This window comes from Mesobacillus maritimus (genome assembly GCF_044803185.1).
In the GTDB taxonomy this organism is placed as follows: Bacteria; Bacillota; Bacilli; order Bacillales; family Cytobacillaceae; genus Mesobacillus_B; species Mesobacillus_B maritimus_B.
In genome coordinates this window covers 1,686,101-1,709,732 of sequence record NZ_CP085225.1, presented here as the reverse complement: position 1 = coordinate 1,709,732, position 23,632 = coordinate 1,686,101, and the positions used below count along the sequence as shown (strand labels likewise).

The 23,632-nt window shown below is 37.6% G+C and carries 15 protein-coding genes and 1 riboswitch; of the genes, 1 reads left to right on the top strand and 14 read right to left on the bottom strand.

The window, feature by feature from the left end:
- Nucleotides 1-739: 739 nt before the first annotated feature.
- The 5 genes from LG336_RS08130 to LG336_RS08110 all read right to left on the bottom strand — a co-directional run bounded on the left by LG336_RS08130 (nucleotide 740) and on the right by LG336_RS08110 (nucleotide 10,816).
- Nucleotides 740-3,076 (bottom strand): glycoside hydrolase family 3 C-terminal domain-containing protein, encoded by a 2,337-nt coding sequence (locus LG336_RS08130; protein ID WP_404332070.1) that lies wholly within the window; start codon nucleotides 3,074-3,076, stop codon nucleotides 740-742.
- 77 nt (nucleotides 3,077-3,153) lie between these two features.
- Nucleotides 3,154-5,901, bottom strand: a complete 2,748-nt coding sequence (locus LG336_RS08125) for a glycoside hydrolase family 3 N-terminal domain-containing protein (protein WP_404332069.1) — start codon at nucleotides 5,899-5,901, stop codon at nucleotides 3,154-3,156.
- Between the two features lie 460 nt (nucleotides 5,902-6,361).
- Nucleotides 6,362-8,866: a helix-turn-helix domain-containing protein gene (locus tag LG336_RS08120; protein ID WP_404332068.1), complete on the bottom strand. Its 2,505-nt coding sequence runs from the start codon at nucleotides 8,864-8,866 to the stop codon at nucleotides 6,362-6,364.
- Nucleotides 8,867-9,186: 320 nt separating this feature from the next.
- A complete protein-coding gene (locus LG336_RS08115; protein WP_404332066.1) occupies nucleotides 9,187-9,903 on the bottom strand; it encodes a GNAT family N-acetyltransferase in 717 nt (238 codons plus the stop codon).
- Between the two features lie 466 nt (nucleotides 9,904-10,369).
- Nucleotides 10,370-10,816 (bottom strand): GNAT family N-acetyltransferase, encoded by a 447-nt coding sequence (locus tag LG336_RS08110; protein WP_404332065.1) that lies wholly within the window; start codon nucleotides 10,814-10,816, stop codon nucleotides 10,370-10,372.
- 169 nt (nucleotides 10,817-10,985) lie between these two features.
- Here LG336_RS08110 and LG336_RS08105 point away from each other — a divergent pair, with 169 nt between their 5' ends.
- On the top strand, nucleotides 10,986-11,420 hold the full coding sequence (locus LG336_RS08105; RefSeq protein WP_404332064.1) for an Lrp/AsnC family transcriptional regulator: 435 nt from the start codon (nucleotides 10,986-10,988) through the stop codon (nucleotides 11,418-11,420).
- A 281-nt stretch (nucleotides 11,421-11,701) separates the two neighbouring features.
- Here LG336_RS08105 and LG336_RS08100 read toward each other — a convergent pair whose 3' ends face one another.
- From LG336_RS08100 to LG336_RS08060, 9 genes are all read right to left on the bottom strand, one after another.
- On the bottom strand, nucleotides 11,702-12,718 hold the full coding sequence (locus LG336_RS08100) for an NADP-dependent oxidoreductase (protein WP_404332063.1): 1,017 nt from the start codon (nucleotides 12,716-12,718) through the stop codon (nucleotides 11,702-11,704).
- 819 nt (nucleotides 12,719-13,537) lie between these two features.
- On the bottom strand, nucleotides 13,538-13,702 hold the full coding sequence (locus tag LG336_RS08095; protein ID WP_404332062.1) for a hypothetical protein: 165 nt from the start codon (nucleotides 13,700-13,702) through the stop codon (nucleotides 13,538-13,540).
- 29 nt (nucleotides 13,703-13,731) lie between these two features.
- Nucleotides 13,732-14,886 carry a Ger(x)C family spore germination protein gene (locus LG336_RS08090; protein ID WP_404332061.1) on the bottom strand — a complete coding sequence of 385 codons (1,155 nt, stop codon included), beginning with the start codon at nucleotides 14,884-14,886 and terminating at the stop codon, nucleotides 13,732-13,734.
- A gap of 31 nt (nucleotides 14,887-14,917) precedes the next feature.
- Entirely contained in the window at nucleotides 14,918-16,456 is a 1,539-nt protein-coding gene (locus LG336_RS08085; protein ID WP_404332060.1) for a spore germination protein, read from the bottom strand.
- A gap of 13 nt (nucleotides 16,457-16,469) precedes the next feature.
- Nucleotides 16,470-17,576, bottom strand: a complete 1,107-nt coding sequence (locus LG336_RS08080) for a GerAB/ArcD/ProY family transporter (protein WP_404332059.1) — start codon at nucleotides 17,574-17,576, stop codon at nucleotides 16,470-16,472.
- Between the two features lie 251 nt (nucleotides 17,577-17,827).
- Nucleotides 17,828-18,925, bottom strand: coding sequence for an endospore germination permease (locus LG336_RS08075; protein WP_404332058.1), 1,098 nt, complete (start codon nucleotides 18,923-18,925; stop codon nucleotides 17,828-17,830).
- 760 nt (nucleotides 18,926-19,685) lie between these two features.
- Complete coding sequence (locus tag LG336_RS08070; RefSeq protein WP_404332057.1) at nucleotides 19,686-20,132, bottom strand: OsmC family protein; 447 nt, start codon at nucleotides 20,130-20,132, stop codon at nucleotides 19,686-19,688.
- 354 nt (nucleotides 20,133-20,486) lie between these two features.
- Complete coding sequence (locus LG336_RS08065) at nucleotides 20,487-22,895, bottom strand: hypothetical protein (protein WP_404332056.1); 2,409 nt, start codon at nucleotides 22,893-22,895, stop codon at nucleotides 20,487-20,489.
- 385 nt (nucleotides 22,896-23,280) lie between these two features.
- The gene (locus LG336_RS08060; protein WP_404332055.1) at nucleotides 23,281-23,409 is read right to left on the bottom strand and encodes a hypothetical protein; all 129 of its coding nucleotides are present in this window, start codon (nucleotides 23,407-23,409) and stop codon (nucleotides 23,281-23,283) included.
- Between the two features lie 71 nt (nucleotides 23,410-23,480).
- A riboswitch (TPP riboswitch) is annotated at nucleotides 23,481-23,595 on the top strand.
- The last annotated feature ends 37 nt before the right edge of the window (nucleotides 23,596-23,632 follow it).

The window sequence follows — 23,632 nt, the reverse complement described above, 5'->3', positions numbered from 1 at the left end:
TGTTAGAATATTTAACAAATTAAAAAAATTAAGTTGCTCATGATGACATGGGGATGGTTCTCATGTCTCATAAAAGGTACGTTGATCCATTAGCATAGGTCTCATAAACACCAGAGATGTAAATCAAAAAAGTGCCAGGCGCCATCCAGATTATGGATGGTGTCTGGCACTTTCTATTTGTAAAATTTTCTCATGAAAATAAACCGGTGTACGTGTAGGTTTTCCATATTATTACTATTAATTTTAATTTATTCTCTTTAAACTAGAAGAAAAATTAAATTACGAACCAAGTAAATACCTACAAAACCCATGAGCTTTTGTAGGTTCTTGTTGTATTTATTAGGAAAAATATTGGATCTTTAGTCAATTGTATCAAAAAATAGTACTTATTCTCCCTCTTTAAGAGTCTTGACCACAGAAGACATGGGGACGGTTCTCAGGTCCCATTCGGGAGTCGAAGTAAGGGAGAGAAAGAATGTGGCTTTACGCAATTTTTTAATACTTGTTGATTTTAATATAAATGATTCACTGTGGCTGATGATTTAAATGTCATGGCATTGACAGCATTTCTTTATCTTATAATTTTTTAATAGGCTGGTAGCGATGAAAAATATGTATTTATGTGGACAGATCGTCCCCATGTTTTGTGACTCTTTTCTAGTGACGGAATCCTAAAAAATGGTCATTCCCCCACTGAAGTAACGCTTTACTCCAACGGGGGAATGACCCCAAAACAGCCCTATTGATTGATCCACCTTAGCAATCTCTCAACATTCTTTTTACTTACTTTCCCACCTGTAAAGCGGTCAATCTGCCTAAATGGCATGTTAATAACAAAGTACACGTTGTTAGCCGTTAATGGTTTTCCAATCTTTTTAAAGTAGAAATGGAAGAACATAATCGAACGATAGAGCAATTTTCCTATCCAGTTTTTATACTGCGCTTGATTAATCGTGTCATTCATTCCTAAATCTTTATGACGATCCCAGTTTTTAGGGGGAAGTTTTCTCCCTAAAATCTTTTCAAATTCTAAATCAGGGATTTGCTTTACGTTAGCCAATGCATAGTGTGGATATTCACTTTTTAAGAATATAGACGGAGAAACACCGTCCATCTTAAGAGTTTCCTCTAAATGAATCTTTTGAATGGAACTGCCTATTTGAATCTTGTAATTCCCTGATTCAACCTCCCAATTCTTGATTTCAGGATTATAGTAAGAGAAATCTCGTTCTGTCAATGCTAAAGTCACTTGCTTCGTTTCACCTGGTTCCAAGTAGACTTTATGAAAACCTTTCAATTCTTTTTTAGAACGGAAAATGACCGAATCTACCTTTTCAATATACAATTGAGCAATCTCTGCCCCAGCAATTTCACCTGTATTTGTCAAATGAAAACTTACATTTAAGCCGTCTATCACCATATCACTGTACTTAAATGTAGTATAAGATAGCCCATATCCAAATGGATAACGCACAGGTACATTTGCCGTTTCATAATATCTATAACCTATGAATAGCCCTTCTCTATGTTCACTAGTTGCTTGATGTCCAGGGTAGTACGTGGAGGATGGAACATCGGTGTACGAAAAAGGGAATGTTTCACTTAATTTACCACTTGGATTGGATTTTCCAAGCAATAGATCAACGACAGCTTCACCCCCGCCTTGTCCAGAAAGATACGTGTGTAGAATTGCTTGTACCTTATCTGCAAATGGTAATTCAAGGGCTCCTCCACCAGATAATACAACAATAATATTTTTATTTACCTTAGCTAAAGATTCAACAAGTTCTAACTGATTTTGAGCTAGTGTTAAATCTTCTCTATCTACCCCTTCTGCTTCTTTGCTTTCATCAAGACCAATAAACAAAAGCACTACTTCAGCGGATTTGGCAAGACTCGTTGCTTCTTGCACTAATTTGCTGCTCTTGGTTCCCATACGTTTGAATCCTTGTGCGTAGCCTGCAATATTTAAAGAAGACTTTTGTAAACGATCCAAAGAATTACTTAATTTATAAGGATTAATTAATGAACTCCCTGCACCTTGATATCTTGGGTTTTTAGCAAAATCACCAATAACCGCTACATTAGTTCCCGCTTTTAGTGGAAGAATACTATTTTCATTCTTAAGAAGTACGATCGATTGAAGCGCTGCTTCCACTGCTTTGTTGTGATGGTCTTCGTAATCAACTTGCACTGATTCTTTATCATCTAAACGCACTTTATAGATAAGACTCAGCAATTGTTCTACGGCTTCATCTAATATGGATTCATCTAGTGTTCCTGCATTGATTGCATCAACAATTTCTTTATCTGTAATTCCGTTAGTAGATGGCATTTCTAACTGATTATGAGCTTTTAACCCGGCAACACGGTCATTATTTCCTCCCCAGTCCGTTACAACAACGCCGTCAAATCCCCATTCAGAATACAAAATGTCATTAGCCAAATGTTGATTTTCATTTGCAAATTCACCATTTACCTTATTATAAGAAGACATCATCGTATACGGATTACTTTTTTTTACAACTTTTTCAAATCCTGTTAAATAAATTTCTCTGAGTGACCGTTCATCGACAATTTCATCAATGGTCATTCGCATATGTTCTTGACTATTGACTGCGTAATGTTTAGGGCAAGCTGAAATCCCATTAGACTGAATTCCCTTTACCATTTCACTAGCTAGTTCACCAGTTAGGTAGGGATCTTCAGAGAAATATTCGAAATTACGCCCACATAGTGGATTCCGTTTAATATTTAAACCCGGTCCAAGCAAGACACTTACTTTTTCACTGCGAGCTTCCTTACCAATATCTTGTCCTACGTTATATACAAGTGACTTATCCCAACTATTTGCTAGCGTTGCTGCTGTTGGGTAACAAGTTGCTGGTAAACTTTTGTTTAATCCAAGGTGATCAGCCTTCCCGCCTTGTTTACGAAGTCCATGTGGTCCATCGGTTAGCATAATGGAAGGAATCCCAAGACGTTCTATTGCCTTTGTATTCCAAAAGTTTTGTCCAGACATGAGGGAAGCTTTCTCTTCTAAAGTCATTTGTTTAATTAAGTCTTTATATTTCATAGTACACCGCCACTCTTTTTTAAAAAATAGTAAGAAGGCGAACTTAGACCGCCTTCTCTCAATATATCAAAATAGGTTTAGTTAAAAAGGTACGTTTTTAGAGTTGCATATAGTGAGTTATGCATGCTATTTCGCAGTCCGACTGTAATCGCTTCTGGATGCTCATCATATGCTTCTTCTAAAAGTTTTTTGTTCTTCGTAACCGATAAAATATCTAACATTAAATCATTACCAGATGTGATGGCTTTTTGTGGTTCCATGAATCCGAACACCGCATCTGAAGATACTACTCCTTCAAATCCCCACTCATCTCTTAGCATTCCATTTAATAATTCTGGATTTGCCCATTTTCCATCAATGTAAGAGAAACTAGACATGGCACCCGTTACTCCAGCCTCTTTTACCGTCATTTCGAAAGGACGCAAGTGTATTTCTCGCATGGCTTGTTCATTCGACCATACTAGTAACCCGGAGCGCGCATTTGTTTCTTGCTCATTCATGATAAAGTGTTTCATGAATACGATCACACCTTGGTCCTGAGCACCTTTCGACAAATTCCCACCAATGCTACCGTTTAATACAGGGTCTTCTGACATATACTCAAAGTTTCTACCGCCTTGTGCTGTACGGTGAATATTAAGAGCTGGAGCGTACCATCCGTGAATTCCGTATGCTTTTGCTTCTTTTCCAATCACTTCACCCATCTCGTAGGCTAAATCTTTATTCCAAGTGGATGCAATGACGATTTCAGTTGGGTATGCACCTGCTTCAAACTTCTTAAAGAAGAAATTAAATCCTGCGGGTCCATCCAATAAAACTGTATTCGGAATTCCAAGTTCATCAATTTCTCTTGTGTGATAAGCACCTTCTGTTACATAATCGATCATTTGATCAACAGTTAATTGGTCTAAGAATTCATCCCACTTAGGGTCATCATAATCTAATCCTTTTAAATCTTCTAATTTGAGTCCATTGTCAGTACCTGTTGTTGGCATTTCCACTTTGTCATGGAATTCATGTCCTTCAACTCTTTCAATCACTTTATCTGTCGCAACTTTTGAATCATCCTGATCTGATGGGTATGTTCCTTCCCAATCGTTACGAGAAAGAATGGTTAATTCGTTTTCTGATTGAGTAAAACGATTTTTGTATTCTGTCCCTGTATCAGCATCTGTTTTGTACACAATATCTTCAGGTAAATCCAAATTTAGTGTACTGTCCATTACATGGACATTTTTACCAAGTTTAATTTGGTATGTTCCTTTTTCTAAAATATAGTTCTCATTTGCCATATCGTAAGAAGCCATATCTCTTGTATCATACTTAATCGTTAATACCTCAGACTCTCCTGGCTCTAGTGACTTCGTTTTTGCAAATGCAGCTAAGTTAATGGCAGACTTTTCAATTCCACCCGGTGTGTAAGGAGCAGAGTAGTACACTTGAACCACATCCTTACCAGCTACTTCACCAGTATTTTTCACTTCAACTTGTAATTCAATAGATTCATTATTTAACTTTGAATGAACTATATTCCAATCAAATGTTGTATAACTCAGACCAGAACCGAAAGGATATTGAACAGTTTGTTTGTATCCTTCTTCATTTCCTTGATAATACGTCTCATAGAATCTATATCCTACATAAATTCCTTCTTCATAATTAAGGTAAGCTTTATCTAAATTCTCATATTTATAGTCCCCGAAATTTTCACTCGCTGGCGAGGAGTCAACATCATAGACATAGGTATCAGTAATGCGGCCAGAAGGATTTAATTCACCTGATAATATTTTTGCAAGTGAATTCGTTCCAAATGGCCCAGGGGTTCCAACCCAAAGAACCGATTGAATACTTGGATATTCATCCACAAACCCTAACTCTAATGTGTTTCCGGCATTTACAATGATTGTCACATTACTAAAATTCTCAGCTACTTTTTCAATTAAATCATGCATTTCATCTGATAACTTTAATTGATCGCTACTTACATCTGATGCTTCCACAGCTTCACTTTGTATAATAATCATCGCATTTTCAGAGTACTCTTTCGCTTGATTTAATGCAGCCTTTGTTACATCTGGTTCTCCAGATACCTCTTCACCACTTAACATTCCTTTAACGACTTGAACAAGTCCAGTATCAGACTGACCTGTTACCTCTTGTAGCTCTGGCAATCCTGTATAGTAGTCATATAATTCCTGATTATAAGCAATCCCCGCATTCTTAAGTGCATCAAATAAATTTACAGCACGAGATTGGTCTGAAGCACCAGAACCACCCCCACCATATTTAAAACTAAAGGCAGTAGAACCAAATACATTGATTTTTTTATCTGCAAGGGGAAGTGAGTTATTATCATTTTTTAATAAAACGATTCCTTCATTAGCAATTTCTTCTGCGATAACATCAGCTGCTTCTCTGGCTTTGACACCTCCTGCACTTGTTGTGTTAATTGTAATATGTTTTCCAGTTATGTTTCCAACGAGGCTAGAAACGGTTGGTCCTACAGTTACTCCAGCAGTTAGTATCAGTAGAGCAACGACAGACCAGCCCGTGATTCGTCTTGGTCGATTTTTTATTTTTTTGTACATTTTCGTTTCTTTTTTCGCTGCTTTTCTTTCTTTACGGCTCAATGATTTTAGTTCATCTTTTCTTTGTTGTTTCTGTTCCTTTTGCAAAAGTTTATCGCTTTTAATCGCTTCTTTTCGTTCTGATTTAGGCAAACCAGCCATTTCTTGCTTTCTTTCTTTATGCTTTGCCTTATCCTCCCGCACTCGTTGAACTATTTCTTGCTTCCAGGCTTTTCTCCTTTTAAAGTATTCAATCATGATGAACTCCTCCTACCTTTTTCCCTTGTTTTCATTCAAAGAAAAATCCCTTGTAAACTTTCATATAAAACGTACAGATCCCCACTTGGTTCTAAGTGATATTTCATTTGACTTTTAAAGCCCACTTGTCCCACCGTAATTAAACGGCCAATTTCTAAGCATAGAGTGGTAATAGAAAACGTTATCAAATGATTGCACCACCTATCGAAGTAGGTAAGTCAAGTATATAGAGACCTAGGATATACTTCATTCCAATACAATAGATTTCGCACTCCAATTAATGACCTATTTTAAAACCATTTAAAATACCGGGCATAATATAGAAGTGAATCATATGGGTGATTGTTACGATTTTTGACATGAAACTGATTTGCAGGTGAGTTCTTTAAACCATTAAAACTTCAAGTATATAAATAAGCCATTCGCTCTATCTTCTAGCGAATGGCTTGATCACACATTTTCAGTATCGTTTTTTGAACTCTATTAATTGAATTTCATGGGGGTGCAGTTCTGTTATCAGTGAATATGTTTCATTTGCGGTTATATCCTCTATCTTCATTCCAGGTTCTGCTTTTCCCTTTAAGTAGCAAACCGTCTCATCGTCAATATCTATGGGTGCTCCAATACGAACCCAGGAATCGTAGGATGAACCTTGCTCCCGGTTTACATATTGTTTTTTCATGCGATAGTTGCCATGAATACCATTTAAAGTCACTTGATAAGCCTGGACTTTTTCATTATCGAAAACAGAATACCGACTAGTCGGAGACAATTGCGAGTAGTCAAAGGTGCGATATAAATAGTTAGGATGACTGTAGTTGTAAATTAATATTTGATAATCCTCGCCCCTTTTAGTAACAATCATATCTTCGGTTTTTACTACCAACTCATCTCCGAGTTTACTTAGAAAATAGAAAGCATGGTATCCAGCTTTTTTTATCCCGTTGTAGGTCATGAGACCGAACCCTCCATGATACAGGTGCATTTTCTGTCTGAATTCTTCAAACAAATCGGTAAACGTCCAGTATCCCATTCCATTTACTTTTTCGAAGTTTTCAATGGCATTTTTTGTAATAAAAGCTGCCATGTAACACGTATCATGCAGTAAATCCTGGCTATCACTATTTCCATTCCATTCAGTGATCCAAATCTCTTTAGTATCTTTGTGGAAACCTCTACTCTTTTCAACAACTGAGTCAATATTTACCCTAAGATTTTGTTCATCGCCAATCATGATGGTCTTAAAAGCTGTCACACTATTGATATCCTCATAGGAAGTTTTTTTATTCACTTGTAGATCAAGGTTTGGTTTTCGAGTAAGATTGTAAACATGAAAAGTGAAAAAGTCCAAATCTATATCTGTTTTTGATGCAATATGATTAAAATCATCAATCCATGATTGGTAATTTGCAAAATTAATACTACTAAATCCACCTAGTTTAATTTTGGGATCAATTGATTTGATTGATTTGTACGTCTCGGCAAATAGGGTCAAAAACTCCTTCCTGGTTCCCCTCCAGAAGAATGGAACTTCCGGCTCGTTCCAAAACTCAAAATACCACGTTCTAACTTCATCTAATCCATACCGATTAATCAAGTGCCTAACAAATGCTTCAATTAATTCTTTCCATCTCTCCATTTGTTTTGGAGGTGACACGTAAGCTTCCCATAAAAAAATCGTATGCTCAGTCGTGGCTAAGTCCTTGGGCATAAACCCTATTTCAATAAAAGGTTTAATTTTTGCCTCGAGCAAGTGATCTAAAATCGCATCGACATTATTAAAATTAAAGAAGTATGTTCCATCTGATTTAGTATTGTATACAAGTAGCTGGTCAGCAAAAATCCCATGAAATCGAACATACTTAAAGCCTATTTCCTTTTGAATTTGATTTAGTTGTTGTTTAAAATCATTTCTCAGAGCAAGTGGAGCATAGCCAAAAGTCAGCAAATTGGTAAAGGTATGATTGATTGATCTTTTTGTTTTAGTTAGATCAACAGTAACAGACTGAGACTCACGTTTCCGTATCTCCTGGTCATTCCCCCCCTTTTTGAGATACTTAAACAAATTGGCTAGTGATTCACTGCTATTAATACTAAGATAATCCTTAGAAATGTTGTTCTCGACTTCCACCTTATAGGCATCTCGATATTCTCTAGGTGTAGTCCCTAAAACTTCTTTGAATACCCGATAATAAGCTTTACTATCAGGAAAACCATACTTCAATGCTATTTCAGTGACTGTTTCATCCGCTATTTGCAAGGCTAGTAACGACTTATTCAATCGCATATTATCTAATTTCTTTTTGAATGACACGCCAACCTTTGCCTTAAAATATCGAGATAAATATTGTGGATTCAGATTAAACTCATTCGCAATAACTTGTAAGCTTAAACCTGCCTTCATACAGTTCTTATTCATAAACTTTAAAATATCTAGTAGTCTCTGGTCATTATCTAGTTGCTTATCATCTACCTTGGTCTTTACCTCAAAATGCTCCAAGAGAATCACTGCAAGCTCTAATAACCACTTCTTTATCTTTAGATGATAAAGACTCTTTTTATTTATGACCAAATCCATCATATTGGCAAGAATATATTTCAGCTCATCCATAACCACTTTAGGTGCATTATCCTTATCTCTTGAGTTCAGGTAGAATCGTTTTTGCTCCATATCAAGCCCATGTTCTTTTAGATACCTGCTATCCATCTGCATAGCTAATACCTGAGTTTTTCCATAGCTAGTATGCGAATGAATAAAATGAAGCTCATTCCCATTTACAAGAAAAATGTCTCCACTCTCAAGTTTATGGCTATTTCGGTCAATCCGTATCTCCAGTTCTCCATCCAAAATAAGAAGGATTTCTGTATCTTCGTGCCAATGATATGGGAAACGTTCAACGGTCTGGGTGAATATATTTACTGGCAGATCAGCTGAATAGTTAATCTGTTCATATTGGAATTGCATGATCTACTCTCCTTGGGAATGAAAATAATTTTGTTTTAGTAGCTATTATATACTAGCAAGACATAGTTAATGGAATAGTTACGCATGTAAGTTTAAATTAAATTTGTTATTTACAATGAGAATATAACCAGATTTTTCATTAGAATTGGAACAAAACTGGGGTCAGACCTCCACTGAAGTATCGCTTTACTCCACCGGGGGACTGAACCCAAAATTCCTAACCAAGAAACAACCTACAAAATCCATGAGATTTTGTAGGTTGTTTTTGTAAATTATAAGAAAAGATATTTGATCTTTAGCAATTGTAAAGAAAATAGTATTTATTCTTCCTCTTTAAGAGTCTTGACCATATAATCATAGGGGTGTTTATTAATTTGAATGACTTTCTCTTTCGAGTAGCCAACTCGTTCGTATAGTTTTTTTGCCATTTGATTATCTTGCGCAACATTTAAGGAAACTCTAGAATATCCTTTTTCTATTGCCATTTTTTCTGCTTCTTTTAAAAGCATGGTTCCGATTCCATAACCCCTGAACAGATCATTCACACATAAGGTGTCTATGTAAAAATCGTTTTCGTTTGCTTCTTTATCAAAGTGAATTTCCTCATTCCTTCTTTTCTTTCTTAATCGTTTCAAGATTGGCTCATCTAATCGAGTAGCTTTTTCTCCCGGATAGGTAATGATAATCCCAGCTATTTTACCTAAAATATCAGCTACAATCATATTTTGATAGCTAAGACGATTATTGTCTTCGCGAAAGAATTGAGACAGTGTTTTTTGGATATTTTCTTTCTTCGTTTGTCCAGTCAGTTGCTCAGCAATATCGGTAATGGCGATATGAATAAGTTCTACAGCTTTGTTGGCATCCTTCTTCACAGCGCCTCTAATCTTCAATTCATCAGCAATGATTTCCTCCCAAGTCATTCCATATGGTGCACCACCATCTGTGTAACCCGCTATAAAATAAAAGTTGTCATCTGTATCTAGCTCAAAATAATCGGTTGCTTTTTGCTGTTTTGATTTTGCTCTTTTTTTCAATTGAATCCCTCGTTCTACTATTGTTGTTATAAGGACGCTGCTTCCCTTAGGTTTTTTCCGAAAAATCTTTATTATATTAAACTAACTTATAAACTTCATAGTAGCATGGTTTGCGCATAAAATCTGCCAGGCACACTCTAGGTATTTTGTTTCGCGGGTATGTTTTCACAAAAAATTTTTCTAAAAATATGTTTGGGTATTAGCTGATAATCGTCCTTATATAACGTAAACGTAAAAAAACCGACTTGATTTCCCAGTAGAAAATTAAGTCGGAAAGTTTTCTATTGTCTTAATGATTATTTTTCGTAGATTTGTTATTTATTCATTCCATTGATTTAGATTCATGTTAAATTCAGAACCACGCATTTCAATTATGCTAACAGATTTAAACCACAGGATCGTTGTGACTATCTTGTTTTTAGTCTTTCTTATTACAAATAAGCACCCGTTGAATAAACATTAAAGGCTATTCAACTAAATCTAATTCATAATGATAAAATTGAGAGTCTTTTTTGTATCCATTTTTTTCATATAATCTTTGAGCAACGAAATTATCTGGTGCTGTTTCCAAACTAATACTTTTAGCACCTGTTTCAATAGCGAAATCTTTTGCTTTACTTAAAAGCATTTCTCCTACTCCTTGGTTTCTTGTTTTAACATCTACATACAAGTCATTTAATATCCATGCTCTTTTCATGGATATTGATGAAAACGTGGGATAAAGTTGAGTAAATCCTACATACTCTTGTTTATCTTTAACAACGAATATAATCGAATCTTTGCTTTCTAAACGATTTTTTATGTAAGTCTTGGCACCTTCTAAATCTGATGTTTGTTGATAAAACATACGATACAAATTAAATAAATTTGATGCTCCCTCTAAATCTTCCATTTTAGCTTGATATACTTCCATTTGATTCCTCTCCCTATTAGATAAAATTCTATAACTTTATTGATTACAATTTTATATGGTATCTTATTTTAATTACATAACTATTTAAAGGTCTTTTAATAAGTTACTTAATTTTTAACGTTAATAATATATCTATACTTAATTTTTTAATGTAAAGGTGGCGGATCCCTTGGATGAAATTGATCAAAGCATTCTTATTCAACTTCAAGACAACGCTCGAATATCAATGACAGAATTAGGAAAGAAGATTGGACTTTCAACTCCTGCAACAAACGAAAGAGTAAAAAAACTTGAGGATAAAGAAGTTATAAAAGGGTATAGGGCGGTCATTGATCCTGAAAAACTCAATAAAAATGTAACAGCTTTTATTTTATTCGACACAAAACAAGGAAAGAACTTCAGGGATTTTTGTAAGGAACATCCCGTAGTAGTAGAATGCCATCGATTAGCAGGTCAGTATAGTTATTTAGTAAAAGTCGTAACGGAATCAGTGAAAATACTTGAGGAATTTATTGATGCTACTTTACCTTACGGAGAACCGTCTACCTTAATGAAATTATCTTCTGTTGTGGAATTTAAACCATTTATTAAAGGCAGCCTTTAAGAATAGTACTATTTTAGGTTAAATTATTATCTGTCTTATTAGAATAAACCCAGAACAAAGTTCGCCCAAGGAAATGGCGGATAACTACTAAAAAACAAGCATCTGGATATAGTAAAATCGCACTTAACAACATCCAAACCCATGAACGCTTTATAAGTCCATAAACAAAAAACACCGGAACCTTCCCGGTGTTTTTGTTGTTTGAACAAGGTAACTCTTTCCTATGAATAAAGAAATCTGTCAGTCATTTATCGTAGCAAATTGCGGGGGCCTCTAAACGATTATTCCTCTGTCAATTTTACAAGCTGTTTCCCGATATTATCACCGCGGAAAAGTCCCAAAAAGGCATTAATGGTGTTTTCAAAACCTATAACGACATTTTCTCGATATTGGATTTTCCCTTCCCTAAGCCACTGGGAAAGTTTTGCTAAGCCTTCATCGTTATGTTCTTCATAATCAGAAACGATGAATCCCTTCATCATGGCACTGTTTTTCAGTAGCTGTCCCCCAACTCTTGGGCCCATCGAGGGGTTTTCCAAATTGTATTGGGAGATTTGACCGCAAATGATGATCCGCGCCTGGAAATTGATTAATGACAAAATGCTATCGCTCACCTCTCCACCTACATTGTCAAAATAAACATCGACCCCATCAGGACAAGCGGTTTTAAGTGCAGTTTCTAGGTTTTCTGTCGTTTTATAATTAACGGCGGCATCAAAGCCCAGTTCTTCGGTTATATATGAACATTTTTCATCCGTACCGGCTATCCCGACAACTCTGCATCCTTTTAGTTTAGCTAGTTGGCCCACAAGCATGCCGACTGCTCCGGAAGCTCCGGACACGACGACTGTTTCCCCATCCTTAGGCTCTCCTATGTACAATAATCCAAAGTAAGCGGTCAATCCAGGCATGCCCAATACATGAAGCGCAGTGGAAACAGGTGCCAATTCCGGATTGACCTTGCGAAGCATCTTTCCATCGGACACATTGTAATCAGCCCACTCGAGTCGACCTTCAATATAATCCCCTACTTGAAATCTTGAATTCTTAGAATCAACTACTCTTCCAACTACCCCTCCGAGAAACGGCTCCCCAAGTTCATATGGCTTAGCATACGATATTGCATTTGACATTCGTCCACGCATATATGGATCAACTGAAAGATAAATGGTACGGATCAGAACTTCTCCTTCTTTAATTTCTGGTATACTCTCTTTTATCACCGTAAAATTACTTTCATCTGGTATACCCTTTGGTCTGCTGGCCAATAAAATTTTCCGATTTACTGAGCTTCCCATCAACATCACCCCTGTTCCACTATTTTTTGTAACCCCTTACATTATTGTGTAAATAAACACCATACCCTATGTTTTTTTACTTTTAACTTTAAATATGCATTTATTGTGCCAAAAAGATAAAACGCTGATGAGAATAGTTCTATAAATTCATCTCTTCCATAGAAGGACGTAGATAAAATACATTAGCTGAAAATATATTTAATGAATTCATCGTACAAATAGTATGTTCGAATGAATCTATAATGGTACATCCAGTTTCGTTCTTGAATCATTTATGACAAGTCACTGTCACTTGTCACGTTAGGTGTGAGAATACCTCTACCCATTTAGGATAACTGAATTGATTGAGCGACATTGTCGAACTTGGCGTGGATACACCCAACAATTCAAGAAAATATTGAGGCTGCGGAATCCGAGATTCCAAACCTCAGGGGATTTGTAATAAAATGTAATGGCCCCATGCTTGTCTTTTTATTAGGCTCTTTTCTCAAACTTTGTTGCTTTTCGATACAAAATCGCTTTTTAATTATGAGAAAAGAGCTTGCAAACTTAATATAGCGTACGAAATAGCTTACTATGCGTTAAAATCGGCTTTAGGTAGTAAAATCGGTTTTAAGATTTTTACAATTTTAACAACAATCTTTACGAAAACAACCTTTTATTAACAACTCCATTAAGAATATCATTGAGAAAATGATAAAGCTGTAGCTCCGGCAATTGTGAATCCATATAGTTCACACTATCATTTATTCGATGGATTTTTTCTTGGTCTTTTGCAACGTAGGTGCCTAACTCCCAACTTTCACTATGGTTTAACAACTAAATGAACGAGGCCATGACCACCAATATACTTAAAACGTACCCAATCAATCCAAGAAAGGAAAACAGAACGAACTCTTTCCTTTCTTTTTCCCTTCTCAACTTAGGAATCTCCCATGCAAAGATCATCATAAAAATAATCGTAATCAGTATCATTTTAAACATTTTTCGCCTTCCCCTTTATAATAAAAACGTTATGAATGTCTTATTAACCCTACTCTTCGTACAAATACTTTTGGTTTTACTATCACTTCAACCTCTGAAAATTCATCATCCCATTTTTCCTTATAGGTGTTATTCCATTCCTTTGGGTATTTTTTATACAGTGCTTCACCAAAACCAAATATATCAGATCCTAGCTCACCTTGTGCCTTGTCTAAGGTCATGCGCATCCTATCCTTAATTTCCTTTTCTATCTCTTTTTCTAACTTATCAATATTTTCCGGATCACCCAGATTTACTTCTGAAGCATTTTCCAATACATTCATCTCTGCGCGAGTATTGATTGTAATAGTAACCTTTCCGTCTTTAAGTTCAGGAACAATGTCAGATTCAGTTCGAATGATATTCGTACTAATCTTCCCGCCTCCTCTCTCTTCACCAATATTTACCGTAATAACTCCCTCTTCCATCTCATTCCGCAGCCATAAAATCCCCCTTGTCTCACTGTCGTCCATCCACCCAACAAGTTTATCCCCTTTAAAAACGCCCGCTCCATTTATGGCCTGTTTTTCTTTCGATTGTGAGTCACTCTTCACTTCTAACGGCACTAATACAAATTGAGGAGCTACTGGTTCCACTCCTTCCGTAAGAAGCATATCCAGAAAATCCCTAATACTGATCCTCAATCCTACTTTCCGTTTAATGATCTCATTTGCTACTTCAGCAGAGACATTTTCGAGCGTCGGTTCTTGTTTAAGAATATCCACTGCTCTTCCTTTTGTCACAATAATACTACTATGCATCCGAGGTTCCTGATACCGTGCATAGAAATCAAGCATATGGGTCACACCGTTTTTGGCTAAGTCCTCTCCTATGATCAGAACCCTGCTATGTGAGAAAAAGATTTTTCTTGACAATTTTTCTTGAAGCTGCCGATATGCTTCAGAAATCGTCCCACCCATTTCAGAAATAATAAAGGTACTTTTGCCACCTTTCGTTGTCCCAGTAGCTGGACCTAGTTGCGACGGAACGGCAACTTGAAGGGATAATCTCAATTGATTGTCCTCAAAAAGGTCCAATCCAACAGCCGTTACAATCGCAATATCATTGATCTCAATTCGATTCCAACAACCCGATAGCAAGAAGATGGATAGGACTATAAGAAATCCTCTTTTTAAGACTTTCATTTGTATCATCCTACCTGTTCGATATGAACATTTAGTATTTTTGTTTTTGATTGCTTAACCTTTTTTCATTTCTTTTTGCGGTTTGTACAGGACGTTTGTTCATCTTCCACCATGGTGCACGGATCAATACGTCTTTCATATTATTAAAATTAAATGGAGCAACAGGTGCTAGATAGGGAATACCAAAGGAACGCAGCTGAACAAGGTGAACCAAAATAAAAAATATTCCTAGCAAGATTCCATAAAATCCAAGCGTCCCAGCTAACAACATGATAGCAAAACGTAGTAGTCGAATCGAACCAGTCATGCTATAACTTGGAAACATAAACGAAGCAATCCCCGTAACCGCAACGACAATAACCAATGGAGCAGACACAATCCCCGCCTCTACCGCTGCTTGACCAATCACCAATGCACCAACAATACTAACGGTTGATCCAATTGGCCTAGGAAGTCGTAAACCTGCTTCCCGTAAAGCTTCAAAGGTAATTTCCATTAAAAAAGCCTCTACTAAAGCGGGGAATGGCACCTTTTCTCTGGAAGCGGCTACACTAAACAAGAGATTCGTTGGTAATAACTCTTGATGAAAGGTTGTCACGGCTATATAGATAGAAGGAAATAATAACGCAATCTGCAAAAACAAATATCGAATCAACCGAGTAAATGTTGACATGATAAATCTTCCATAATAATCCTCAGGAGAACTCATCATTTGAAAAAAAGTAACAGGAACAACAAGCGCAAATGGGCTATTTTCAACAATAATTCCTGCTCTTCCTTCAAGGAGGCTGCCAACCACCCGATCAGGTCGTTCTGTTTGTAGTACCTGTGGAAACACAGAGAATGGATTATCCTCAATGAACTCGATAATATATCCACTATCTTCGATTGAATCAATCTTAATTCTCTTTAACCTCGATCGCACTTCCTCAATCAGTGACGTTTCAACAATTCCTTCAACGTATGTAATAACCACCTCTGTTTTGGAAAGGGTCCCTAGGCTCATGCTTTCGAATTTCAGTTGCGGGGATTTAATTCTTCGTCGGATCATACTTGTGTTTGTCCGGAGATTTTCAGTAAACCCCTCTCTGGGTCCCAAAACAACGGCTTCTGAAGGGGGTTCTTTAATCGAGCGTTTCTCCCATGATTGTTCACTAATGAAAATCGATTGTTTAAATCCATCAATTAATAAAACCGTCACTCCAACGAGTAGCTGATCTTCTATTTCTTGGATTGTCTCCCCCTTTGTGACCTTACCAGAGCTAATTTCATGTTCAAAATCTTCAATCGTTAAAGAGTCTTTTTTAAATAGCATTTCACTTTGATTTAATAAGGGGGTGATCACTGTATTTTCTATACTTTTCATATCGACAAGACCGTCAACATAGAGAATAATCGCGTTACACGTATTGATCTTAAACTTGCGATAAGAAAAATCTGAAGATCCCTCAAACATCCGTTTAATTTTATAAAAATCCTCTTCAATGACACCTGCTAATAGATCATTCTCCCTCTTATTCACTTTCTTTGTTTGAACAGGTTTGTATTTTAATAATCTCAGAAATCTCACAGTGTCACCCCCTTTAACTAAGTTTCTTTGTTTGATTTTTGTTTTTAATCAACGCCATACAGAGAAGTAAACTAGGGAAAATAATTTGCATTACGGGGCTTACGTAGTTGGTGATGAGTTCCAACCCCGTCTTTAAAAAAATAATAAAGTTGCCTCCGATTAATAGAGATAATGGCGTTATGATTGTCCCTAATCCAATCAGTAAAGAATCTATCTTCTTTACTTTAACTAATTGTGCAATCCCTAATGCTGCACAAAAGGTGAACCCACAAACTTTAAAAAAGACTCCTGCGACCATCATTAAGATGATTAAGGCATCAAATCTTTCTAAAAAATCGGCAATACTCACTAACCTAGTAGCTGAAAGAAGTGGGAAGAATTTTTTTTCATATAACTCAGGACCTAATACAGATAAAATCAACATTGAATTCACACAAAGAACGATCCCACTAATAAAGATGACAGCAAAACCGGTGAAAGCTGCCTTCCTTTTATTCTTAAGGAAAGGAAGTAACATGAGAATGATGACGGATTCCCCAAATGGAAAGCTAAGTGTCTTTGGAAGAGCTTCCTTTAAAACTGGTTTCATTCCATTTCCTATTACTGGGGTGAGATTAGCAGGATTAAACGATTCAACGGTTAATAGTAGAATCCAAATAGCCATTAACGATAGTAGGAAAATTGGAAATACCACCTCCCCCATTCGGCCCAACGTTTCAATTCCACCACGAAGACAATAGACCACCAGTACCATAAATGTCGCGATAATTACCCCAATCGGTGTGTCCACTAAAATCGTTGACACAAGCAATTCACCTAAATCCCGACACACTCTTCCAGCAATGTAGATAAAATAAAGAATGTAAGCAACGATTACTGGATAACCAAAAAATTTGCCAATTAATTTAGGAATAATTTCGACCAAGGTATCATTTGGATAGAACCTAGCTAATTTAAGATAGATTCCCATTAAAGTTACACCAGCGAATGTACTAACCAATATTACAAGCCATGCATCCTGCTTGGCACCGGAACCTAACCCTAGAATAATTGCTGTCCCCAATTCAAAACCAATGAGGATATAAAAAAGTTGAAGCGAACTAATAATTGCCTTTTCCATATTAAACCCCTTTTGTTATGGGAACGATCCCCACTGCACCCAGTTAAAACAAAAACTAGAGTTTAATGTAATTTTATCCATAATGATTTTTATTATGTAAGAATGGGTTTTTCATCTTCTTATAGTGGTTGAATAATGAAGGATAGATGAAAAAAGACGATGCGAATAGCAGCGTCTAATGGGATTCTATTTTACCTTTTTAATAACTTGCAATCGTAGATTAAAATACTTGTAAGGGCTCCCTGTAATACCTAGGAGTGACCAAGTTTCTTGCGAACAATGGCGATACAAAGCAATAAGACAGGAAGGATAATTTGCAATACGGTATGGATATATGGAACAAATACAGTAAATCCAATTTCAATATGTTCTACATAGCTTGAGGCGCTTATGAGTGATAAGGGCGGGATAATCGTCCCCACTCCAAGTATGACAGAGCGGGATTGCTTTAACTTAAATAATTGAGTGATCCCAATAGCAGCTCCAAACGCAAATCCCCCTGCCTTAAAAAACACGCCAGTGACCATTAGTAAAATCACGATGACATCAAAACGTTCAAGAAAATCTGCAATTGTCACCATTTGTGTGGCTATCAGGAGAGGAAAATAAGTTTGGCTATAAATCTCCGGACCTAAAACAGATAACATCATGATGGAATTACTCGTTAACAAGATTCCTCCAAACAGAATACCGAATAACCCTATCTTTCTCACAGATTTCTTATCGTTCAAAAATGGGAAAAACATCATAAAAACGATTGTTTCTCCAAATGGAAAATTCACGACAGAAGGAAGAACCTGTTTCATCACTGGTGTGACGCCATTACCAAGTATAGGGACTAACTGGTTAAGATCAAAACCTTCAACAGTAAATAATAGAACCCAAATCACTAAAAGAGCAAGAACATAAACGGGAAACACAATTTCTCCTGTACGACAAAAGGTCTCCACCCCGCCGCTTAGGCAGTAAATCAATAGGATCATAAAGCTTCCGATTACAACGATTACAGGGGTCTCTGTTAAAATGGTTGAAACAATTAGGTCTCCTAATTCTCGACAAGCTCTTGCTGCCGAATAAATAAAATGTAAAATATAAAGCAAAATGATTGGATAGGACAGATACCTGCCAATAATTTTCGGGATCATCTGTACCAATGAATGATTTGGATAATATGTTGATAATTGAGTATATATTCCCATTAAAATCAACCCGCAGAACAAGCCGAATAGAATAAATACCCATGAATCTTGCTTCACTTCCGCTCCCGAACCCAAAATCATGGCTGTCCCTAATACGTATCCAACAATCGCGTATAGAAGTTGAAGTGAACTTATTTTTTGCTCCATCATTCATATTCTCCTCAGTATAAAGAAAGGTTCAGTATTCCCCTATCAAATTAAGATTATTACCTCTAGGTATTATTACCAGTCGCGTCTATAATATGTTCGATTTGTCCAACCATGGGCATTCTATGGGTGCGTGGCCATAGCTCTTGCTTACTTTACTTTCAGAAAAGGAGAATAGCCTTTATTGGTTCTAGCTTTCATTTTCTACCAAATCCTTCATTCGTTGCTATTTTACAAAGTTTATGACAAGTGCACTCTGGTCATAGTTCCCCTGCTATTTATCTTATATTTATCCAAAATACTCTTCTTTGGACGACCTTTGGTGCCAAGATGACTTTAGAGTTAAAGAGTTTAAAATTCTGAATTAATTCATTATGTTTATTAAAATTATTGATTTGATTGTTTAATTAAATACCCTAGGAAATAAGTGCTAAGTGGAATTAACGGTGACTATCGCATAAAAATTGAATTAGAGTTAATAAGAAAAATTAGGCAGGTAAATCAACAAAAAAAATGCTTGGACTCCAAGCATTTTTTATAGCAATCTTTTTTGTTGGAAAAGTTGCGGAATGTTGAATTAAGATGATAAACACTTTACTGAACAGAATTTTTGTACTACGCAGCAATTAATTTCTTAAGTTTTGGTCTTTTTTATAACTAATAAGCACCCTATACTTGAATAAACTATAGCTCTTATTAACTGGTATACCTTATAAAATCACAATAAAGTTTGGGCTTTCCACCAATTCATTTTAATGTACAATTAAGGAGTTTTAACAGTTACTTCTAATTGAATATCCACATTGCCTTGAATTGCACGGCTAATCATACAAGATTTTTCAGCTTTTTCTGCAAGCTTTTGTGCCACTTTTTTGTCTCGAACGGAAGCATTTTGTTTCAATACTATTTCTGGTCGATGGATAATTTTTTTATATGTAAATACACCATTTGTCACATCAACAATTGCTTCTGATTCCATCGTTAATCCATCTTTCTCTATCTGACTACGTTCCATCATCGCAGCTAGTGTAATAATGTAACATGTCGATGCTGCCCCAAGGAGCATTTCGTCAGGATTTGTACCAATACCGGGACCGTTCATTTCTTTTGGTATAGAAATTTTTGTCACTAAATGATTGGCTTCGATTTTCCCTACATCATTACGTAGCCCTGGCCAATGTGCCTTTAAATGAAAATGATGTTCTGCCATTTTTTTCACTCCTCCTTGCATTCATTTTTATTTTGTAAATAAATAACAAAAAAAAGGTCATATAATATATTCACTAACTAATATTATATGACCTTATATTTTTTACAACAAATGCACGATTGTGGAAGATGGTTATTAAAGTAACGCACCCCGTTAATTAAAAAGTATATAGGCTTAGAAAGAAGTGAATAGTCTAGGAAAAACAAATATTAAAAATAGCCCAACAAAAGTAAATACAATGTACTTTTAATGGAGCAGCAGCGATTAAACTATAAACTTGGAAACTAGTAAAAGGACATACCCTTAGCTCCCTCCAAGAAAGAAGCACAGGGTACGTCCCCAACCTATTATTTGTTATTCGACGATATAGATTTCACGGACCTCGGTATTGCCTTTAGTGTTGACGAATACATCGTAACGTCCCACTCGGTAAGTTCCCTCGGCATTGTTATTGATGAGGAAGGTCTCAGTCAACGTCCCGCTTCCGGTTCCGTCTGCATAGACTTCATCGATAGTGATTGTCAATTCATTTTGATTTCCTTTCAACATATCGACCACTGCAGAAGCATCGGCTGTTTCAACCGTATCCACGGTGACCACATCAGACCAATCACTGGCACCGGCAGCGTTCAAAGCGCGGATTCTGAATTGATAAATGCCACCGTTTTCAGCTTGAGCGAGAATGCCATTCAGGTTGGCGAATTGATCGATATCCTGAGTGATAAAACTTTTCGCCCTTGTATTATGAGCGATTTCTGCTAAGGTGACCCAATCACCCTTATTTGTGTTCAACTGGATTTCATAGCTTTCAGTCAACACGTCGTTGTTGGCCCAATCGATTGTGAAAGTACCTTCGTGAACAATAATCTTTCCAGGGGCCGGAATATGAGACGTACCAAATGCGGAACGGACTTCCTCATTGATCCGGACGTCAGTGATTTCAGGCGCGGCCGGAGCAGAAACAGGCGCGATATCGGACTGGGATCCGGTATTCGTTTCGATTTCCGTTCTCAAAGCCGCTGCCAGTTCAGCTGTACCCGTCGGCCATACGCCTTGACGGCTCGGACGGAACGCCCAATCCAATTGCGAAGCCGGGCTGGTGGTCATGTTCGGGTTCTGGGTAGTCGAATCGGCAGCAACAACAATTCCAACGTCTTCTTTTACATTGAAATTTTTTGACGAGCCCGCATCTAAAACGTTTGGCTCAAGTTGTGAAGCTTCTGCTATCAGGGCATCCAGATCAGCTTGGGTCATGCCAGATTTCACATCGGATGCCGATCTGAAACCATCCAGTGTTTCAGGGAAGTCCCCTTCAGAGACTGCCTCCGGCGCGACGATGTATCCAGGTGCGTCACCGAAGAAGTGATTATACCCTGCATTCGGCGTACCGTTTGGCAAGTCAGTTCCAAACCCATTTTCTTGGAATCCTCGGGCATGACCTTGGCGGCTCCTTAAGAACGGGAAGTTGACATTGTCAAAAATATTCCCTTCCGCCCAAATGGTAGCGTTGTGAGCGGCTCCGATTCCGTAACCAGTGTTTCTGTCCAATAAGGTATCATGGTAAGGATGCCCTTGAACATCTTCATATAAATTGTTGTAAATATGGACACGCCCATTACGCACCCTTGGAGTCCGTTCTTCTGTTCCCTGGAACCAGTTGTGATGGATCGTTCCGTAGTGTTCGCTAATAGAGCCGGCACCTCCGCCAATCAGCATGACTTTACTGCTGCCAGCGAAGTAGTTATAAGCCATGGTGTAATTCCGCGCATGGTTAACGATGTCCAACGCGCCATCACCTTTTGCCTGATCCGGATCGGCGGCATTGGCGAGGTGAAGGTTTTGGCCATAGCCGAAGGTGTTGTTGTGTACCCAAATATTTGAAGCTCTTATGGTGGTGTTTCTGCCATTGACCTCAATAGCATCGCCAGTCCAATAATCGAAATTCATGTTTCGGATGACGACGTTGTGGGCACCGCCTGTCCCAATCAAGGTCGGACCGTGAGAAAGAGTCGCATCTGGCCCGATTCCTTCGATGGTGACATTCCCGTTGCCTTCTCCGATTGTAGCGCCGCGTTCGGTAATGGTCCCGACGAAGCGGACAACAAGCGGCTGTTTCCGATTCGCGGTCGATCCGCGGCTGCTGTCGCTGAACAAGCTGTTGGCATATCGTGCAGCGGTTTCAGGCGTGATGTAAACAATCTTCGCTTCCGGATTTACCCGTCCGTCCGGTAAATAGCCGCCGATAGCGCCATCTAAAGCAAAATCATGATTCCCTTTGTATGGATTTTCATTTGATGGAACAAAAGCCGCCCCATTACGCGGGAAAGCTTCTGTCTGCAGGTTTGAGAAGCTATGTACGACTTTTCCGTCCAATCTCACCTGGATTTCGTAATCACCTTCCGGAAGCCCCGGGATATCGGCGCGCCAAGTATTTCTTGCCGGGTCCACCACACGAACCAATGGCGCGTTGGCCTCGTCATTGACTAATGTCCAGTCTGTCAGGAAGTCGGTAATCAGGCTGCCGTCGCGCCAATCGATGACGTTGGCACCCTTCACATAAACTTCGTACTTGGCGTTGATGTCGCCTGTCCAGACGGCAAACGCCGTTTCAAACCAGATCCCCGCTTCAATGTTAACGTTTTCATTTGACGTTGCGGAAACGGACGGATTTTGTGCCATCAGCGGCGCGACCCCAAAGGACGTAAAATACATGGTCGCGGCTAAGGCGACGGTGAACCACCTTTTTGCTTTTGAAGATTTCATTTTCCAGCTCCTCTCACTTTATTCACTACCAGATTTAAAAATGTTAACGTTAAACCTAATCATAGTATACCTGCAAAAGAATGGTACCTCAATAATTTTTTAGATAATTTTGACTTTTATTATTTTTCTCCTGCTGATTAAATAAAGGAATAAACCTATTGTATTAAAATAAAAGAGTGATGCTCATTCTTTATCAGTCATAAATATAGACAGGTTAATAAACCAGATTTTCGGTGTCTGGCACTACCCGAAGATTGATAGATTTTGTCGAAGAATACTGTTAGGCTTTTAACTTGTGGGTCTATCAACCTGCCCCTTACTAGATTCCCACCCTCTCTGCAATAGCCAGTTGCTTGACCTATGTTTTATTCTACGTATCCTATCTTTACAAAACCTCCTTAAATCCCCCAACCTCCCTCTCAAACAAAAACTCAACCGTCCCAACCGGTACTTTACCCTGTTTAGCAATATCGATTTTAACTCTCTTAACAAGGAAATCAAATCCCAGCCTCATCCCTTAGCCTCATTTTCTAAATTTTACTTTAATTTTAATCATGTCTCATGTATACTAAAATCAAATTGAATAGAAATAACTAGGGGAGTCCAATAAGTTGGGCTGAGAAAGAAACACGTTGAAGTTTCTTGACTCTTGGGACCTGATCTGGTTCATACCAGCGTGGGGAAGTTAGAAGCGTCATTAGAGTAATACTACTTCTTTATACATATTAGCCGGGTCC

Excerpts from the sequence above, each read along its gene's own strand:
- LG336_RS08080 (WP_404332059.1), bottom strand. The coding sequence starts at position 17,576 with ATGGAAAAGGCAATTATTAGTTCGCTTCAACTTTTTTATATCCTCATT.
- LG336_RS08130 (WP_404332070.1), bottom strand. The coding sequence starts at position 3,076 with ATGAAATATAAAGACTTAATTAAACAAATGACTTTAGAAGAGAAAGCT.
- LG336_RS08100 (WP_404332063.1), bottom strand. The coding sequence starts at position 12,718 with ATGGGAAGCTCAGTAAATCGGAAAATTTTATTGGCCAGCAGACCAAAG.
- LG336_RS08065 (WP_404332056.1), bottom strand. The coding sequence starts at position 22,895 with ATGAAATCTTCAAAAGCAAAAAGGTGGTTCACCGTCGCCTTAGCCGCG.
- LG336_RS08090 (WP_404332061.1), bottom strand. The coding sequence starts at position 14,886 with ATGAAAGTCTTAAAAAGAGGATTTCTTATAGTCCTATCCATCTTCTTG.
- LG336_RS08070 (WP_404332057.1), bottom strand. The coding sequence starts at position 20,132 with ATGGCAGAACATCATTTTCATTTAAAGGCACATTGGCCAGGGCTACGT.
- LG336_RS08110 (WP_404332065.1), bottom strand. The coding sequence starts at position 10,816 with ATGGAAGTATATCAAGCTAAAATGGAAGATTTAGAGGGAGCATCAAAT.
- LG336_RS08095 (WP_404332062.1), bottom strand. The coding sequence starts at position 13,702 with ATGTTTAAAATGATACTGATTACGATTATTTTTATGATGATCTTTGCA.
- LG336_RS08075 (WP_404332058.1), bottom strand. The coding sequence starts at position 18,925 with ATGATGGAGCAAAAAATAAGTTCACTTCAACTTCTATACGCGATTGTT.
- LG336_RS08125 (WP_404332069.1), bottom strand. The coding sequence starts at position 5,901 with ATGATTGAATACTTTAAAAGGAGAAAAGCCTGGAAGCAAGAAATAGTT.
- LG336_RS08060 (WP_404332055.1), bottom strand. The coding sequence starts at position 23,409 with ATGAGGCTGGGATTTGATTTCCTTGTTAAGAGAGTTAAAATCGATATT.
- LG336_RS08120 (WP_404332068.1), bottom strand. The coding sequence starts at position 8,866 with ATGCAATTCCAATATGAACAGATTAACTATTCAGCTGATCTGCCAGTA.